A 17,868-nucleotide genomic window follows, 5' to 3' on the forward strand; every position below is an offset into this window, starting at 1 on the left:
AGGAGGATTACACTATGAATGAAAAGGAACGCATTATCGAACTTGTTAAGCAGGGCGTGATCTCGATGGATGAAGCCCTACGCTTACTAGAAGCTGGTAACAGCACAACCACTAAACAGTCTGATAAACAGTCTGAGGCGAGTTCTCAACCAAAAGTTGAGAAGAGTCCATCGACCTTTGATTCGATGATGAAGGCGGGTTCTAACGTCTTTGACGCTGTCATTGGAGCGGGAGCCCAAGTTATTTCAGAATTAAGCGAAGTGGGTTCGAGTGTCATGAAGGATGTTAATGATACGCTGGAAGAGAGAGAACGCGCGAAGGCAAGAAAAGGAGCCCCTACTCCCCAGACGGAGGATAGGGATCACCAATCAGACGCTGCATCGGTTGAAGAAGAGGAAGAGACTATCGCTGAGACTGAAACAGAGGAAGTTGTAGATACAGAGCAAGAAAAGTCTCATCAAGCAAGCGAATGCCAGACCAAGGGACAGCTCTTAGCCCAAGAAATTGAAGACCTCAACCAAGAATTAAAAGACCTGCAAGAACAAATCATAATTTGCCAACAACGGCAACGCGAATTTGAGATTTATGCGGAGCTCGATGAATTGACAGCAGAGATGGAAGAAGAGGTTCAAGCCTTAGAGAAAGAAGAAGCAGATTTAGCAGAATCCGTGTCAACGATTGAAGAAGAACTCAGCTATTTATTGGACCACCAAGAAAGGCTGTATGACAAATGCCAAGAAAACCAAGTCTCCGATTCTGAATTTGAACGCTTCATTAAGAATTCCGGCCGTATGGTGAATGATTTTGTTAACGAGCAATCGAACACCCTAGGCGGACAAGCGAGTCGTGAAGGCAAGCGGATCGGCCGTGATATTGCGAATTTTGTCCGCTCAACGGTTGACCGCCTAGCGACAAAGCAAGGAAAAGTAACCATTAATACCCCTTGGGTAAAGACTTCAGAGCTGGACCATCAATATCAATTTGAGGGACAAGACCTGCAACAAATCGATGTCGACACCCTTAATGGCGATCTCACCCTGGAAGTGATAGAAGGTGACCAAGTTCTCTTAGATGCCCATTTTAAATACTTTGGAAATATGGATCCTCTCACCCTAGAGACGGTTGAGGACTTGGTGACGGTCGAAGTCGTCAATGATACCCTCATTGTGCATTCAGATATAAACCGCTTAGGTATGGATGTGCACTTGCAAGTTCCAGCCAAAGCTTATGACCAGCTAAGCCTAGCTTCGACTAATGGGGATATTCAAATCAAAGGAATTGAAACCGATGACTTGGAAGTTGAGAGCCAACAGGGGGATATCAAGCTTGAAGCATTGTCCTGTCGCCAGTTGAGCTTGGAATCTACGAATGGGGATATTCAATTAGATCAAGTCAAGGCGGAATTGACGCAGGTGGAATTAGTCAGTGGCGACATCACTGTGAGTGAATGTGAGTTAGATTCTCTCAGCATCGAAAATGTGAATGGTGACATTCGGATAGTTGGGACTGTACATGATTTGGAAGCCGAGACCGTCAATGGAGATTGCTATATTACCAAGCAGAATGTAGGACCTTCTCATGTGGTCGTTGAGAATGTGAGAGGAGATATCAAAATTAGCTTCCCAGCTTCCCAGGGGATCGAAGCGGACTTAGAGACAACAATGGGAGATTGCAAGTACCGCATTAGCCAGTTAGACCAAGAAGACCGCTCACGTCAAGGACGGGAAATCCACCTCTCTCGTCAAGGAGATTCACAAGCGGGTCTATTCCAACTCGACCTACAAACGAATATGGGAGATATTTATCTGAAAGAAGCAGACGTTCACAGCAAGTAAGCATTCTATAAGGAGGAAATAATATGTCACAAACAAAACGTTTAACCCGGTCTTCGACCGACAACAAGATCTTAGGTGTTTGCGGTGGGATTGGAGAGTATTTCAACATTGATTCGACACTCGTTCGTATTATCTTTTTAGTCTTTTTCTTCTCTTATGGTATAGGGTTTATCCCATACTTCATCATGGCCCTCTTGGTTCCTTATGATTACCAGGTTTCTGGCAACCGTCGTAAGCACCAAAGAGACCGGCAGACTTTTACACGCGGAGGAGGAAACTTCACATCACGCCCTCGTCAAGATGTGACGCCTGAAGATGAAGAGGACTGGAGCGATTTCTAAAGGCTAAAAAACTGGGATTTTCCCAGTTTTTTTTGTTTGATATCGGACTGTATTCATCAAGGATGAAGGGGCCCCTTGCTAGTCATTCAGCAAATTGTATGATAATATTTGATCCAAGAAATGGAATGGAGGAGAAGCCGTGAAACGATATGTGACGGTCCAAGAATTAACCAATACGCTGGATGTTGACCTCATTTATGGTGAGGAATTTGCGTCGAATAAGATCACTTCTTCTGAGGTGTCGCGGCCGGGGCTCTTTCTAGCTGGCTTTAATGACTTTTTTCCTGATGAGCGGTTACAGCTGATAGGGCGAACAGAGATTTCCTATTTAAATTCCCTATCTGCCCCTGACCGGTTAAAGCAATATAAGCGGGTTTGCCGGGAAAACCCTCCAGCTATAGTGATTGCACGAGGGATTGAAGTGCCCGCAGACTTGGGTCTGGTCGGTCAAGCCATGCAAGTTCCGATTCTTTCGGCCCGTTCTAAGACCAGTCGGGTTCTGGCAAACCTGACCAACTTCTTGGAGGGTAAGCTAGCTGAACGCTTCTCTAAACACGGGGTCTTCCTTGAGGTCTTTGGGATGGGGGTGCTCTTAACTGGAACATCAGGTGTTGGGAAGTCAGAGACGGCTTTAGAGTTGATCCAAAGAGGGCACCGTCTTGTAGCGGATGACCGGGTCGAGCTGTACATGGTGGATGAATTAACCTTGATCGGGGAGGCGCCTGAAATCCTCCAGAATCTTTTAGAGATTAGAGGGCTCGGAATTGTTGATATTATGAGTCTTTATGGGGTGTCTGCCATTAAGCGGTCGAAGCAATTAGAATTGATTATCGATATGGTGATTGATGATGGTCAGATTGAATATGAACGTTTAGGAAGTCAAAGTCAATTTGATCGGATTTTTGATGTGCAAGTACCTAAGATCCGAATTCCAGTGAAGACAGGGCGAAACTTAGCCGCGATTATTGAAGCGGCAGCTATGAACTTCAGGGCGCAACAGATGGGCTTTGATGCGACTGAGACCTTTAATAAGAAGTTAGATGCCCTGATTCAGTCCAATCGGGAGGCTTAGGTTATGAACAAGTGGATCAGTTTAGCTACCATCGACCCTGTTGCCTTTCACCTTGGCCCCTGGCCTGTCTATTGGTACGGGGTGATTATTGGTCTGGGCATGTTAGCTGGTTATGGTTTGTATATTCAAGAGGTCAAGCGGAAGGGCATGGACCAGGAAGCGGCCTTTGATATGATGTTTTGGGCCATTATTATTGGTTTTATTTGTGCTCGAATTTATTATGTAGTATTTTCATGGGACGACTACCGGGATGATTGGTTGAGTGTCTTTGCGATTTGGCAGGGCGGGATTGCCATCTATGGAGGGGTAATCGGTGGTGCCTTGACAGTGGTTCATCTTACACGACAGAAGTTGTGGCCCTTAGCATTAAGCTTAGATATTGCAGCGCCGGCCCTTATGCTCGCTCAAGCCATTGGACGATGGGGGAATTTCATCAACCAGGAGGCTCATGGGGAGGCAATTGAAAGAGCACGTTTAGAAGCTCTGCACTTGCCTGATTTTGTGATTGAACAGATGAAGATTGAAGGGCAGTACTACCAACCGACCTTCCTCTATGAGTCCGTCTGGAATTTACTGGGCTTGGGAATCATTTGCTTCTTGAGGAGGCGTAAAGGATGGCTAATCGAAGGTGAAGTCGCCCTCTTTTACCTGGTTTGGTATGGTATAGGGCGGGCGTATATTGAAGGATTACGAACGGATAGTCTCTATTGGGGTCCGGTTCGGGTGTCTCAAGCACTATCCTTGATATTAGTTGTCGTGAGCTTGGGGGTGGCTGTCTACCGGCGTCAAAACCGCACGCTACCAGCTTACACCGCATCCGATCAACAATAAGGAATAAGGAGAAGATCATGAAAGTTACAATCATTGGTTCTGGTTCTTGGGGGACAGCCCTGGCTAAGGTCTTGGCTGATAATCAAGCAAGGGTTCAGTTATGGGGCGTAGACCAAGCGGTGGCAGATGAAATAAACCGCCACCATACCAACCATGCCTATTTGCCGGGTCTGAACTTACCCGATTCGATTCAAGCCACTACGGATTTAAATCAGGCGGTTACGGGGTGTCAGGTTCTCTTAATTGCCGTTCCGACCAAGGCCGTTCGGGAAGTGGTCGATCAGATCAAACCTCTCTTGACTCAGCCCCCCTTATTGATTCATGTGACCAAAGGGCTAGAGCAGGGAAGTCATCTGCGTGTTTCCCAAGTGATTGAGGAAGTTCTGGACCGCGAAACTTATCAAGACTTGGTAGTTCTATCAGGTCCGAGTCATGCGGAGGAGGTGGCCAGGGAAGACCTGACCACGATTACGGCTGCCAGTGAGTCTTTGCCTGCGGCTCAAGCGGTTCAAAGCCTCTTTATGAATCATTATTTCCGGGTTTATACCAACCAAGATGTGATAGGGGTTGAATTAGGCGCGGCCTTAAAGAATATCATTGCCCTTGGAGCGGGAGCGCTTCATGGTTTAGGCTATGGCGATAACGCTAAGGCGGCCTTAATTACACGCGGCCTTGCCGAAATATCCCGTCTTGGGGTTGCGATGGGAGCAGACCCCTTGACCTTTATGGGCTTAAGTGGGGTAGGCGATTTGATCGTAACGTGTACCAGTCCTCACTCCCGGAATTGGCAAGCAGGTAAGCTTTTGGCTCAAGGCCTGACGCCTGCCCAGGTTGTTGAAGAGGTGCGGATGGTCGTGGAAGGGATGTCAACGTGTAAGGTGGCTTATGAATTAGCACAGACCTATCAAGTTGATATGCCGATTACCGACGGTTTATACCTAGTTCTCTACCAAGGAGCCGATATCCAACAAGGCTTGCGGCAGTTAATGAGCCGGACAGGTAAGCAAGAAGCATCCCTAGCCCAACATTTAGAATAGGAGACGATGAGAAGTTGAAAGAGATAATACAAGCAGACGTTGTGGTGATTGGCGCTGGCCCAGGAGGGTTAACTGCCGCCCTCTATACCTCCCGGTCCAACCTAAAGACCGTGATCATTGAACAAGGTTTGCCAGGTGGAGAAATCAATAATACGGCAGATGTTGAGAATTATCCTGGCTATGCCTTGATTTCAGGCCCTGAACTGGCTGAGAAGATCTATCAAGGGGCCATGGCTTTCGGTGCTGAGCATGTCAGCGCAACTGTTCAAGCAGTGGAAGTTCAAGGCTTGATGAAGCAAGTCATAACGGACCAGAAGATCTACGAAGCTCCTGTTGTGATCTTAGCCACTGGAGCCAAGCATCGTAAGTTGCAAGTACCAGGTGAAGAAGCTCTCAGTGGGAAAGGGGTATCCTATTGTGCGGTTTGTGATGGTTTCTTCTTCCGTAATCGCCAGTTAGTAGTGGTTGGTGGCGGAGACTCTGCTGTCGAAGAAGGCACCTATTTGACTCAATTTGCGGACCAAGTGACGATTGTGCACCGCCGTGACCAATTGAGAGCTCAAAAGATTCTACAAGATCGGGCCTTTAATAATGACAAGGTTGATTTTATCTGGGAGAGTGTCGTTGAGGAAATTGTAGGGGACCAGCAGGTTGAAGGGGTTCAATTGAGACATGTGACGACTGGTGAGCGGCGTTTTTTCCCCTGCCAAGGAGTCTTCGTCTATGTGGGCTTAATTCCTAATTCCCAACTGGTTGCCCATCTTGGTGTGACAGATTCACAAGGATGGGTTCTAACGAATGAAAGAATGGAGACTTCCATTCCAGGTCTGATGGCCGTCGGGGATGTCCGGCAGACTCCTCTGAGACAAATTGCGACGGCCGTAGGTGACGGGGCCCATGCTGGACAAATGGCCTACCAATACCTGCAAGACCTGTCGGATCAACCGACTCCTTAAGAGACCGGTCAAGATTGTTGTACCTTAACCTGGTCGATCAATTTGATTGATATTCAGATAAGATCAAGAATTGGATCACCCAAGAATCATGAAACGTGCTATAATGTGCTTTATAAGAAAGGTGGCGATAGAATGGCGTGGCGTGAAACCTACGAGCACTGGAAGACGGCTGAGAACTTAGCGCCGATGGTCCGAGATGCCCTAGATAAGATGACATTGGAAGAAGCAGAAGAGGCCTTTTCAGGCAGGCTAAGCTTTGGAACAGCTGGTATGCGAGGCTTGCTTGGCCCAGGCACTAACCGAATGAATTTCTATACAGTTCGCCAAGCAACTCAAGGACTCGCTGATCTGATCAAGAGTGCTGGAGAAGAGGCAAAAGACGCGGGCGTTGCGATCGCCTATGATTCACGACACTGTTCAAGTGAATTCGCTATGCAGGCAGCCTTGGTGTTGGGCTATCATGGCATTAAGGTCTATTTATATGAGAGTTTAAGACCGACACCCACTTTATCCTTTGCTGTTCGCTATTTAAAGGCCTATGCAGGGATCATGATTACAGCGAGCCATAATCCAGCAGCCTACAATGGTTATAAGGTATATGGACAAGATGGCGGTCAAATGCCACCAGCAGAGGCCGACCAGTTAACCCAATTTGTGGCAGCAGTTGAAGATCCATTAACTATTCCAGTTGGAGATAAGACAGAGCTCTTAGGTTCAGGCAAGATTGAAATTATTGGTGAGCGAGTGGACCAGGCCTATCTAGAAGCAATGAAAACAGTCACCATTAATCCGGAATTGAACCAAGCAATGGCCGACCAGGTAAAAATTGTCTTTACCCCCCTTCACGGGACGGGCTATTATCTCGGCTTAAAGGCACTGAAGCAAGCTGGTTTTGATGATGTGCATATCGTTGAAGACCAGGCCAAGGAAGATGGGGATTTTCCAACGGTTGAGTCACCCAATCCAGAATCAGCAGCCGCCTTTGACCTGGCTGAACAATTAGGGCGCAAGGTCGAAGCGGATATTCTGCTCGCGACCGACCCAGATGCGGACCGGTTGGGAGCCATGATCCGGCAAACTGATGGAAGCTACCAACTGCTTACGGGCAACCAGATCGCCTGTTTGATCTTGAACTATCTTTTACAGGCCAAGCAGGCGCAAGGGCAATTGAACCCCCGGGCTGTCGCAGTAAAATCCCTGGTATCAACAGATCTAGCCAATCGGATTGCGGCGGATTATGGGGTTGAAATGGTTGAAGTCTTGACAGGCTTTAAGTTTATTGCCGAGAAGATCAAACAATATGAAGCCAACCAGAGCCACGAATTTGTCATGGGCTTTGAAGAAAGTTATGGTTATTTAATCCAGCCCTTTGTTCGAGATAAGGATGCCATTCAAGCCCTCGTCATTCTAGCAGAGTTAACGGCTTACCATAAGCAAGCCGGTCGCACCCTAGCTCAGGCTCTTGAAGCCCTCTACCAGCGTTATGGCTATTTCCAAGAACGGACCTTATCGATCCAGTTTCCTGGTCTAAAAGGTCAAACGGTGATGGCAGACATGATGAGCAAAGTGCGTCAATCAAACATTCAAGAACTTGCCGGTATTCAAGTTGCCCAAAAGGCGGATTACTTAACCAGTCAGAAGGTCTACGCAGATGGCCGTCAGACCAGCTTGAACTATCCTGTATCGGATGTTTTGAAATATACCCTAGCGGATGGATCTTGGGTGGCCATGCGACCCAGCGGAACAGAGCCGAAGATTAAATTGTATATTGGTGCTCAAGCCGACCAGGCTCAAGCAAGTTTAGATAAGGCTCAAGCCTTGGAAGTAGCCTTGAAAGATCTGATTAAATAAATGGACAAAACTGATCTGCCAGTCACTACTGGCAGATTTTTTATCTTACAACGGGTCCGGGAATATCATTTTACTGGAAGTTATGTTATACTTTATTTAAGCTTAAATGAAGAAAAGAGGGAGTGCCATGACGGATAGCTTAGAATTAGTGATTATTACGGGTATGAGTGGAGCTGGTAAGACAGTCGCCGTTCAGAGCCTGGAAGACCTCGGCTATTACTGTATTGATAATATGCCGCCTAATTTATTGCCGACTTTCTGGCAGTTAATGAAGGAAACAGGTAAGATCACTAAGATCGCCTTAGTGATTGATCTGAGAACGCGGGCTTTCTTTGATGAGCTAGCAGAAGTGATTGCGACGATGGATAATCATCAGGAAGTGACCAGTCGTATTCTCTTCTTAGAGGCCAACGACCAATCATTAGTTGCCCGCTATAAAGAATCACGCCGTCATCATCCTCTAGCCCAGGAAGTAGGAGGATCGACCCTAGCTGCCATTAAGAAGGAGCGTCAACTCTTACTGGATTTAAGAACTCGGTCGCAGATGATCGTTGACACTTCCCAGCTCAAGCCTAGGGAATTACGGGCCTTAATGATGGAGAATTTTGCGGAAGACCACCAACAAACCTTTGAACTGGATATTATGTCCTTTGGCTTTAAGTATGGTCTACCGATTGATGCGGATGTTGTATTGGATGTTCGTTTCCTCCCTAATCCCTATTATATTAATGAATTAAAGACCTTATCCGGCCTAGATAAGCCAGTCTACGACTATGTGATGGACCAACCGGAAACTGAAATCTTTTATAATAAATTAGTGGACCTATTAGATTACATGGTTCCCGGTTTCAAGCGGGAGGGGAAGGCGGTTGCCACGATCGCGATTGGCTGCACAGGTGGTCAGCACCGGTCGGTTGCGATTGCAGAACGTCTAGGAGAGCACTTCGTGCGCCAACAGTATGCTGTCAATGTAAGGCACCGCAACCAGAAAGAAAATCAAGCAAAAGTAGTTAAGAAGGAAAAGAAGAATGAAACAACGAAATAGTGGCCGCTATAAGGTAGCGGTAATAGGTGGCGGGACAGGACTCCCCGTTATCCTTAAAGGATTGAAGAATATTGATGCCCAAATTACAGCCATTGTCACGGTGGCCGATGACGGTGGCTCATCAGGGTCCATTCGTGATTATGTCAATGTGGTACCGCCAGGTGATATTCGTAATTGTATGTGCGCTTTATCCGATGCGGATGAGATCTTATTAGACCTCTTCCAATACCGATTTAATTCGGATGATGCCTTCCTGGCCGGCCATGCGATTGGGAACTTATTAATTGCGGCCTTGAAGGAAATGAACGGATCACTCAGTGAGTCGATTGAATTATTATCACGCTATATGAAGGTCAATGGAAAGATTCTTCCCGCTGCATCAGAACCCTTAATCCTCAGTGCCCTCTTCGAAGATGGCACGATAGCGGTGGGAGAATCAAAGATCGCCCAGCATCGTAAGAAGATTCAAGAGGTGAATGTTACGACCCTGGATGGTGGACCAGCTATCAAGGCCTCGCCTGAAGTTGTTGATGCGATCATGCAGGCGGATCTCGTCGTATTAGGTCCTGGAAGTCTTTATACCTCGATCTTACCGAATTTAATGATTGCCGAGATCAACCAGGCCATTAATCAGACCTCTGCTCATGTGGTCTATATCTGTAATATTATGACCCAATTAGGGGAGACTGAGAATTTTTCAGATGCAGACCATGTGGCGGTTCTGCATAATCATATCGGTATGCCTTTTATTGATACGGTCTTGGTGAATACCAAGGAAGTGCCGCATGCTTATATAATTGACCAACCCAATGAGGAATACCTCCTGCAAGTCAAGCATGATTTCCAAGGGTTAAGGGGTCAAGGCTGTCAGGTCATTTCCAGTGACTTCCTGAATATGACTAAGGGGGGAGCCTATCATGATACGGAACGGGTGGTCTATGAATTGAAGCATCTGCTTGAGACGATTAAGCTAACCGAGAAGAATCTCAACAAATTACCAGAAGACAAGCGGACCTATTCCAGTTTCTTGTCATCCCCACTTGTGGATTATTAACGAAGAGACGAGTCAAGAAGCCTCGACTTTCTTGACTCGTTTTTAATGAAAAGGAGAAGGACCATGACCTTTGCAGCCGATGTCAAGAAGGAATGCACCTTGCTAGAGGTTCATCGCGAACATGCCAAGGCAGAATTAGCCGCCCTAATTCGGATGAATGGCGCAGTGCACCTCTACCATCAGCAATTTATTCTCAACGTTCAAAGTGAGAATGCAGCCATTGCGCGTCGGATTTATAGCTTGATGCGCGACCATTATCAGGCGGAAATTGAATTGCTAGTCCGTCGTAAGATGAAATTAAAGAAGAATAATGTCTATATTGTTCGGTGTCGTTACCAGGTTCAAGAAATCTTGCAAGATCTGGGGATCTTTGAAGGGGGCACCTTGCGCCAGGAGATCGCGGCTGAGATTCTAGCCAGTCGGCAGAAGCAACGGTCTTACTTAAGGGGGGCTTTTTTGGCAGGAGGATCCGTTAACAATCCTGAAGCTAACTCCTACCATTTAGAAATTTACTCCAGCTACGAACAGCATAATGAAGCCTTGTGCCAGATGATGAATTCCTTTCAATTAAATGCTAAGATGACGGAACGGCGGAATGGGTATATTACCTATATCAAAGAAGCAGAGAAGATTGGCGATTTTCTGGCCATCATTGGCGCCAACCGGTCGGTCCTTCAATTCGAAGATATCCGGATTGTGCGGGACATGCGCAACTCGGTTAACCGGCTGGTGAATTGTGAGAATGCCAACTTAAACAAGGTTATTGACGCTTCCCAGCGCCAGATCGAAGCGATTAAACGGATTGATGCCCATCAAGGATTAGCCAGCTTGCCGGACAAATTACAAGTAGTCGCTCAATTCCGGCTCGACAACCCAGATATGAGCCTAAAAGAATTAGGCGAAATGATTCCCAATGGACCGATTTCCAAGTCCGGCATCAACCACCGTTTAAGAAAAATTGTCGAAATAGCGGAAGAATTGGATGTTAATTAACGCTTATACTCCTTTTGTGTTGTATCTATAGTTAGAATCAACATAAAGGAGAATGCCTATGAATCAAGTGACCTTTGTAGGAAGGTTATGTCGTGACCTAACCTTAAAGGAAGTGGGAGCTAAGGATGTTGTGCTTAATAATGTCTTAGCGATTCAGCGCCCTTACAAGGACCATAAGGGCGAACGGTTAACCGACTTTATTCCGTTCGTTGCTTGGAATGGTCCTGCTAAGACCTTGGCTCACTATGCGACGAAGGGTCAAAGGATCGCTATCTCAGGTAGTATGCAGAGTCGTAAGTATACGAATGATCAAGGGGAGCAGGTTTATGTCATTGAATGTCATGTGCGTGACCTGACCCTCTTAGATTCGCCACAGACAACCAAGAAGTCTGCTTCAAGTCATCAAGCCCTAGATGACAAGCCTTCGGTTGCAGATATGCAAGTCGATCCCGACTTGGTTGCTGAAGTAGTGGCAGATCTAACGCAAGCAGTTAATTAATCTCTTGAAGTCCTTTGGGGCTTCTTTTTTTGCATAATAGTAATAAACTCTCTTTCAACCGTATGAATCCGTGCCCAATGCTTATAATTTGTGTATAATAGACCTATTGAATAGCTTGTGAGAATAAAGCTTAAGGAGGTTTGTTATGAAAATATTAATGATTGAAGATAATGAATCCGTCTGCGAAATGATGGGAATGTTCTTTGAAAAGGAAGGGTTCGAGGCCTCCTTTCATAAGGATGGTAAGGAAGGGTTTGAAGCTTATCAAAGCCAACCAGAAGTTTGGGATATTGTTATTCTAGATCTAAACTTACCCACAATGGACGGTTATACGATCTGTAAGAAGATGCGGGAAATCTCCCAAGAGACTCCTATTATCATGTTGACTGCCCAAGACTCTGAGTCTGACCAAGTGATTGGCTTGGAAATGGGAGCGGATGACTATGTGACAAAACCTTTTAGTCCTTTGACCCTGATGGCAAGGATGAAGGCCCTCCACCGGCGCGCCAGTGTGGTGACGACGGAAAGTGAAGTGGGATCTGACGATCAATTTAATATCCAAACCGGCTCAGTGAAGGTTAATACATCGACCCGGGAAGCTTATTATCATGATGCCCTCATTGAAGGGCTGACACCTAAAGAGTTTGATTTATTTGTCATGTTTGCTAAGCATCCCAAGCGCGTCTTTAGCCGTGAGCAGCTTTTGAAGAGCATCTGGGAAGACCCCTTCTTTGGTGATGAGCGGACGGTGGATGCCCATATTAAGAAATTAAGACAAAAAATCGAAAAATATGGTCCTCAGTTGATCCAAACTGTCTGGGGTGTTGGTTATAAATTTGAAGAACATGAGGAATAGCGCATGAAGTACTTGTGGCAACAGATCGTTGTCTTCCTAGTGATCTTGATGACAGCTCTTTCGATCTCTGCCTACGGGATCTCCCGCTATATGGAGAAGAGTATCTATCATGATCGTGAACAACAGTTGTTGCGGTATGGCGGGAACATTGTCGCCAATCAATTCTCCCGTAATGACTTGGTCAAGGCCTCTCAGCTCTTATCGAGTGAGAAGATTGCGGTACAAGTATATTTATCCGATGGCCGGATCATTTACCCGACTTATGACCAGCGCTACAGTTCCCAATTGAGTGCGGCAGACTTGCAGAAGATTGCCCAAGGGCGAAGTATTGGGCTGAGCTTTTCCCAGCGTTATGTGGACCCGGACACTCAATTACAGATGGCCACGGTCTACATTCCTTTGGAGGAAAATCAGGTGGCCGGCTTTCCATCGGGTTTTATCTCTTTAGGGGCTCCCTTAGAAGACCTTGAAGAACAAGTCGCAGATATGCAAGGGCAGGTTGTGATGGCCTATTTGATCGCTGGAGCTGTGGGTGTCTTGATTGCAGTAGTGGTTGCCTTATATCAAACACGTCGCCTTAAGCAACTGCAGATGGCTACCCGGCAAATTGCAGCAGGCAATTATGAGGTCAGTGTCAATACATCTGGTAGTGATGAATTTGCGGATTTAGCTCGTGACTTCCAGAAGATGTCGGACTCGCTGGTAGCTTCTCAAGAAGAAATCAAGCGGCAGGAAAGCTTACGTCGTCAGTTTATGATGGATGCGGCCCACGAGATGCGGACCCCTCTGACCACCATGTCGGGCCTATTGGAGGGGCTCCAGTATGATATGATTCCAGCTAACCAAAGAGACCGCAGCTTGGAATTGATCTATTCAGAGACCCAGCGTCTGACTCGTCTAGTGAATGAAAACTTAGACTATGAGAAGATCCGAAGCCAGCAGATCGTTTTGAAGAAGGTGGCGATCGATGGGGTAGAATTGCTCAACCAGATTAAGACACAATTACAGACCAAGGCCGATGATAAGGGAGATGTTATCCAGGTTGAAGCCTCTAGTGACCTTGTGGTCTGGGCAGACTATGACCGGATTGTCCAAATCTTAATAAATCTTGTGAATAATGCCATCCAGTTTTCTCAGGATAGTCCCATTATCCTACGAGGCTGGATGACTGAGAAAGAGACAGTCTTAGAGGTTGAGGATGGCGGTATTGGAATCGATGCGAGTCAAATTCGATCGATCTGGGAGCGATTCTACAAGGCAGATGTCTCACGTAAGAACACGAAGTTTGGCGAGTCGGGCATTGGTCTAGCGGTTGTTCAATCACTCGTTGAGGCGCATGATGGTAAGATTGACGTCCAAAGTGAACTGGGTCAAGGAACGACCTTCACCATCTGCCTCCCTCATCAACCATCCGTTCATGACCAAGTCGAGACGGGCCAATCAGCTAGCGAAAGTGAAGGAGAATGAGGATGAAGACCATCATTTATCTTGCTCATGACGATTTAGCCAGTTCATCCAGTCAACAGTTTCTCGTGGCTAGTGGCCGACACTTAACGGAAGCGACGTATGTCGATTTAGGGGCACAATGGCAAGCAGACCCGACCTTTGATCGGTCAGAAGAACTGGACCGTCTAGCACAATACGACCGAGTAATCTTTCAATTCCCCCTGTACTGGTACCAGGCACCAGCAGTGCTTAAAGTCTGGATCGATCAGGTATTGGACCAGGGAACGGGGCTTGGCTTTATAGCAGGCAAGGAATTGGGATTAGTGGTTATAGCCGGAGCCCCAGCAAGGAATTACCAATTAGCCGGGCGTGAAGGAGTGACAGTTTCCGATCTTTTATCGCCTTACTATGCCCTCAGTCGTTATTTGGGGATGCGCTTTTTAGAACCTTTCACAATTTTTCAATTTGCCTATCTTAGTGAAGCTGAGAAGATGCGATTGATGTACGACTATGCCCTTTATCTAAAAACAGGCGAGGCTAGACGGTTTAATGACTTGCAAGACATGATCATCCAAGCCTTACAAGACTTAGACTTGAACCTCTCACCAGTCGACCAGGTGGTCTTCGATCAATTTGTAATGGCCTTAGAAGACCAGGCCCAATCGCTCAAAGACTATCAAGCAGTGGACCAATGGGAGGAAGATCGAAATGTCTAAGGACTTCTATGAAGAAGCCATTCACCGATGGCAAGACCAATGTCAAGATTATCCGAGTAAGGCCTTGTTGAAGGTCGCCTACCAGGTTTATTTGGAGCAAATGAAACGGCTAGACCAAGCGGCCGGAAAGTTAGATGGGGAGATGTGGAGTCCTTCCAAGTGGTAGAGGGCATCTTTACACCCATCTCAGATTAAACTATAATGATAAAAAGCAACCGAGGAGTGGATTAAATGTCAATTATGGAAGACTTGATGTGGCGAGGTGCCATTAATCAACAAACAGATGCCCAGGGATTGGAAGATTTAGTTGCGCGCCAGTCAATTAAATTATATTGTGGCGTTGATCCCACTGGGGACTCGATGCATATTGGTCATTTGATTCCCTTCATGGTCCTTAAACGGTTCCAACTTGCTGGCCATCAGCCGGTTGTCGTCATTGGTGGGGCAACGGGATCGATAGGGGACCCTTCTGGCCGGTCTAGTGAACGGGTGCTCCAATCAATGGAGACGGTTGAGGAAAATGCCCGTAAATTAACGGCTCAAATGGAACACCTCTTCTTAGAGGGTGAAGAGTCTGCCCACTCCTTTCAAATTATTAATAACTATGACTGGCTGAGTCAGTTCTCTTTGTTAGATTTCCTAAGAGACTATGGTAAGCATTTTAATTTGAACACAATGTTGGCCAAGGATATTGTGGCGAGTCGGTTGGAGAATGGGATTTCCTTCACTGAGTTCTCTTATCAGATTCTCCAATCCATTGACTTCCTCCACCTCTACCAAGACCGGCAGGTCCAATTACAAGTAGGGGGTGGTGACCAGTGGGGGAATATTACCTCGGGTCTTGACTTTATTCGTCGGATTGAAGGTCCTGAAGCCCAAGTCTTTGGCTTGACGATCCCTCTAATGCTCAAGTCAGATGGGACAAAGTTTGGCAAATCGGCTGGAGGCGAGACGGTCTGGTTAGATCCTGAGAAGACGACTCCTTATGAGTTCTACCAATTCTGGCTCAACCAGGCGGATGCCGATGTGGTCAAATACCTCAAGTATTTCACCTTCTTATCTAAAGAAGAGATCGAAGGTTTGCAAAAAGAAGTGGAAGATCAACCGCACTTGCGGAACGCTCAGAAGCGATTGGCAGAAGAGGTGACGCGGTTTGTTCACAGTCAAGAAGCTCTCGATAATGCTATAGCCATCACCCAGGCCCTCTTTACGGGTCAGGTCAAAGACCTAACGGTTGAGCAGATTGAAGAAGGTTTTGCCCATATGCCTCAAGCTCAAGCCGGGTCTGAGGACCAAGACTTAGTTATCTGGTTAGTTGAAACTGGCATCGTCAAGTCCCGACGGGAAGCCCGTGAATTCATTCAAAACGGGGCGATCTTAATTAACGAAGAAAAGATAACCGATCTCGACTATCAAATCGGTGCTAAGGATGCGATTGGCAAGCGCTATATTATTGTCCGACGTGGTAAGAAGCAATATACCCTTGTTGCTTTAGAAGCTTAAGTCAACGCATCAGCTTTTAAAAACCCCTCACCAGCATTGTGTGAGGGGTTTTTAAGGATTGGTCTAGGAAAAGTAAGGCTAAAAAAACCTTGTTTTCTTTATCTTTTAAAGAAAGTTCAAAGATTGTTACACCAAGATTACAAGTGCTAGACGAATTGACGAAATTAAGAAAAGACTTTGAAGAGTATGTTAAGATAGCTTCAGTCAATAATTTAGGCCCATTGGCCTCACTTAAAAAATACATAAAGAATGAAACAAGGAGTCTACACATGAAGAAAACTTTAACTAAGAAATTATTCAAAGGTTTACTAACAACAGCTGTTCTATTGACTGCTACTGGCAGTGTTGGCGTCCTAGCACAATCCATCGATCACCTTGAAGGAGCGAACCATGAATTAGTCAATGGGTTAACGCCTGAACAACTTGAATTATATGCTCAGCTTGCAAATGCTTACCATACAATTGATGCGATCAAGGAAGAAGCGGATCAACTACAAGCTGCCATTATTCGTGATGACAAAGAAATTGACCGTCTGAACCAAGAGATCGAAGACCTCCAAGCAAAGATTGACAAGCGTCAAGCCCTGATTGCTGAACAAGCAGTAGCCATCCAAGAGAACGGCGGGACTGCTAATTACCTTGGTGTCCTTGCGGCATCGGATTCCATCTCAGACTTTGTGGGCCGGATGGATGTAATCCGTAAATTGGTTTCAGCCAACAAACAATTATTAGCGACTCAAAAGCAGGATAAAGAGGCGGTCGAAGCGAAGGTTCAATCGACAAAAGAAGCGAAGGAAGCCAAGATTAACAACATGGTGTCGCTTGAAGCTTTAAAGGGAGACCTTGAAGCTCAAAATGCTCAAGCGGACTTGGCTTACCAAGAATTAGCTGAAGACGATACACTTGCCAGCGAAGACTGGAAGGCGATCGAAGCGGAACGCGCAGCCTTTGAAGCGTCATTCTACCAAGAAGCACCCGTTGCAGAGACAACAGCTGAGTCAATCGAAACAACACAAGCCAGCTGGGAGGCAGCCGAGTCAAGTCTTGAGCCAATTGCCCCAGTTGAAGTCGAGACAACAATTGAGCCAGTGGTTGAAGCGGTAGAACCTGTTACGACTTCTGCAAGTGCGATCCAACCAATTGTCGAAGAGACGACAACAAGTGGTGCACCTGTCGAAACAACTATCGCAGAACCTGTCGAAACAACCGTAGCAGAACCTGTGGAAACTACTGTAGCAGAACCTGTGGAAACTACTGTAGCAGAGCCTGTGGAAACAACCGTGGCACCTGTCGAAGAAGTCGTGACGACAGTTGCAGAGACCACTGTCGAAACAACGGTTGAGCAAGTGGTGACACCTGATCTTTCTTACAATACGGGATCTTTAATTGGCAATGCTGAGAAATATCTAGGCGTTCCCTATGTATGGGGAGGTAAATCACCAGCTGGTTTTGACTGTTCAGGATTTGTTCAATATGTCTACCGTGAAACCTTTGGTAAGGAAATCGGGGGCTGGACCGTTGCTCAAGAATCTTCAGGAACAATTATTCCAGTGTCCGAAGCACAAGCAGGCGACCTTTACTTCTGGGGTAGCCAAGGAGCTTCTTATCACGTGGCATTAGCTACGGGTGGTGGCGGCTATATCCATGCGCCTCAACCTGGACAATCTGTTTCTTACGGCAGCGTTTCTTCCTACGCACCTCAGTTTGCTTTACGCGTTCATTAATAATCATCCACTAGCTGAGACTTTGTCTCAGCTTTTTTTGTTTGTTCAAACGGCTTTTGTTACAAGTTCAGATGGATATTCTCGTGTCTTTTTTCTTGATTTAATAACA

General features: G+C 46.3%; 17 protein-coding genes. All 17 read left to right on the forward strand.

Annotated features, from left to right (window positions below; translation table 11 throughout):
* Positions 1-14 precede the first annotated feature (14 nt).
* The 17 genes from HMPREF9708_RS04070 (at position 15) to HMPREF9708_RS04145 (ending at position 17,759) form a co-directional block, all read left to right on the forward strand.
* Complete coding sequence (locus tag HMPREF9708_RS04070; protein ID WP_040447772.1) at positions 15-1,835, forward strand: DUF4097 family beta strand repeat-containing protein; 1,821 nt, start codon at positions 15-17, stop codon at positions 1,833-1,835.
* Positions 1,836-1,858: 23 nt separating this feature from the next.
* On the forward strand, positions 1,859-2,176 hold the full coding sequence (locus HMPREF9708_RS08115; protein WP_006308860.1) for a PspC domain-containing protein: 318 nt from the start codon (positions 1,859-1,861) through the stop codon (positions 2,174-2,176).
* A 139-nt stretch (positions 2,177-2,315) separates the two neighbouring features.
* On the forward strand, positions 2,316-3,248 hold the full coding sequence (gene hprK / locus HMPREF9708_RS04080; RefSeq protein WP_006308862.1) for an HPr(Ser) kinase/phosphatase: 933 nt from the start codon (positions 2,316-2,318) through the stop codon (positions 3,246-3,248).
* A gap of 3 nt (positions 3,249-3,251) precedes the next feature.
* Positions 3,252-4,079: a prolipoprotein diacylglyceryl transferase gene (lgt, locus tag HMPREF9708_RS04085; protein ID WP_006308864.1), complete on the forward strand. Its 828-nt coding sequence runs from the start codon at positions 3,252-3,254 to the stop codon at positions 4,077-4,079.
* Between the two features lie 17 nt (positions 4,080-4,096).
* Positions 4,097-5,116, forward strand: coding sequence for an NAD(P)H-dependent glycerol-3-phosphate dehydrogenase (locus tag HMPREF9708_RS04090; RefSeq protein WP_006308865.1), 1,020 nt, complete (start codon positions 4,097-4,099; stop codon positions 5,114-5,116).
* A gap of 14 nt (positions 5,117-5,130) precedes the next feature.
* Entirely contained in the window at positions 5,131-6,072 is a 942-nt protein-coding gene (gene trxB, locus HMPREF9708_RS04095; protein ID WP_006308866.1) for a thioredoxin-disulfide reductase, read from the forward strand.
* 132 nt (positions 6,073-6,204) lie between these two features.
* On the forward strand, positions 6,205-7,923 hold the full coding sequence (locus HMPREF9708_RS04100; RefSeq protein WP_006308867.1) for a phospho-sugar mutase: 1,719 nt from the start codon (positions 6,205-6,207) through the stop codon (positions 7,921-7,923).
* A 127-nt stretch (positions 7,924-8,050) separates the two neighbouring features.
* Positions 8,051-8,968: an RNase adapter RapZ gene (gene rapZ / locus HMPREF9708_RS04105; RefSeq protein ID WP_006308868.1), complete on the forward strand. Its 918-nt coding sequence runs from the start codon at positions 8,051-8,053 to the stop codon at positions 8,966-8,968.
* Positions 8,952-10,022 (forward strand): gluconeogenesis factor YvcK family protein, encoded by a 1,071-nt coding sequence (locus tag HMPREF9708_RS04110; protein WP_006308869.1) that lies wholly within the window; start codon positions 8,952-8,954, stop codon positions 10,020-10,022. Before rapZ ends, HMPREF9708_RS04110 begins: the two co-directional genes overlap by 17 nt.
* A gap of 63 nt (positions 10,023-10,085) precedes the next feature.
* Entirely contained in the window at positions 10,086-11,015 is a 930-nt protein-coding gene (whiA, locus tag HMPREF9708_RS04115) for a DNA-binding protein WhiA (protein WP_006308870.1), read from the forward strand.
* 58 nt (positions 11,016-11,073) lie between these two features.
* Positions 11,074-11,514, forward strand: coding sequence for a single-stranded DNA-binding protein (locus tag HMPREF9708_RS04120; protein WP_006308871.1), 441 nt, complete (start codon positions 11,074-11,076; stop codon positions 11,512-11,514).
* A gap of 145 nt (positions 11,515-11,659) precedes the next feature.
* Entirely contained in the window at positions 11,660-12,370 is a 711-nt protein-coding gene (locus tag HMPREF9708_RS04125; RefSeq protein ID WP_006308872.1) for a response regulator transcription factor, read from the forward strand.
* 3 nt (positions 12,371-12,373) lie between these two features.
* Positions 12,374-13,837 (forward strand): sensor histidine kinase, encoded by a 1,464-nt coding sequence (locus HMPREF9708_RS04130; protein ID WP_006308873.1) that lies wholly within the window; start codon positions 12,374-12,376, stop codon positions 13,835-13,837.
* Between the two features lie 2 nt (positions 13,838-13,839).
* Positions 13,840-14,532, forward strand: a complete 693-nt coding sequence (locus HMPREF9708_RS04135) for an NAD(P)H-dependent oxidoreductase (RefSeq protein WP_006308874.1) — start codon at positions 13,840-13,842, stop codon at positions 14,530-14,532.
* On the forward strand, positions 14,525-14,698 hold the full coding sequence (locus HMPREF9708_RS08400) for a hypothetical protein (RefSeq protein ID WP_006308891.1): 174 nt from the start codon (positions 14,525-14,527) through the stop codon (positions 14,696-14,698). The genes HMPREF9708_RS04135 and HMPREF9708_RS08400 overlap by 8 nt, the downstream gene beginning before the upstream one ends.
* A 65-nt stretch (positions 14,699-14,763) precedes the next feature.
* Positions 14,764-16,035, forward strand: a complete 1,272-nt coding sequence (tyrS, locus tag HMPREF9708_RS04140) for a tyrosine--tRNA ligase (protein ID WP_006308901.1) — start codon at positions 14,764-14,766, stop codon at positions 16,033-16,035.
* Positions 16,036-16,304: 269 nt separating this feature from the next.
* The gene (locus HMPREF9708_RS04145) at positions 16,305-17,759 is read left to right on the forward strand and encodes a C40 family peptidase (protein ID WP_006308904.1); all 1,455 of its coding nucleotides are present in this window, start codon (positions 16,305-16,307) and stop codon (positions 17,757-17,759) included.
* Positions 17,760-17,868 lie beyond the last annotated feature (109 nt).

Source organism: Facklamia languida CCUG 37842 (assembly GCF_000245795.1).
Lineage (GTDB): Bacteria > Bacillota > Bacilli > Lactobacillales > Aerococcaceae > Facklamia > Facklamia languida.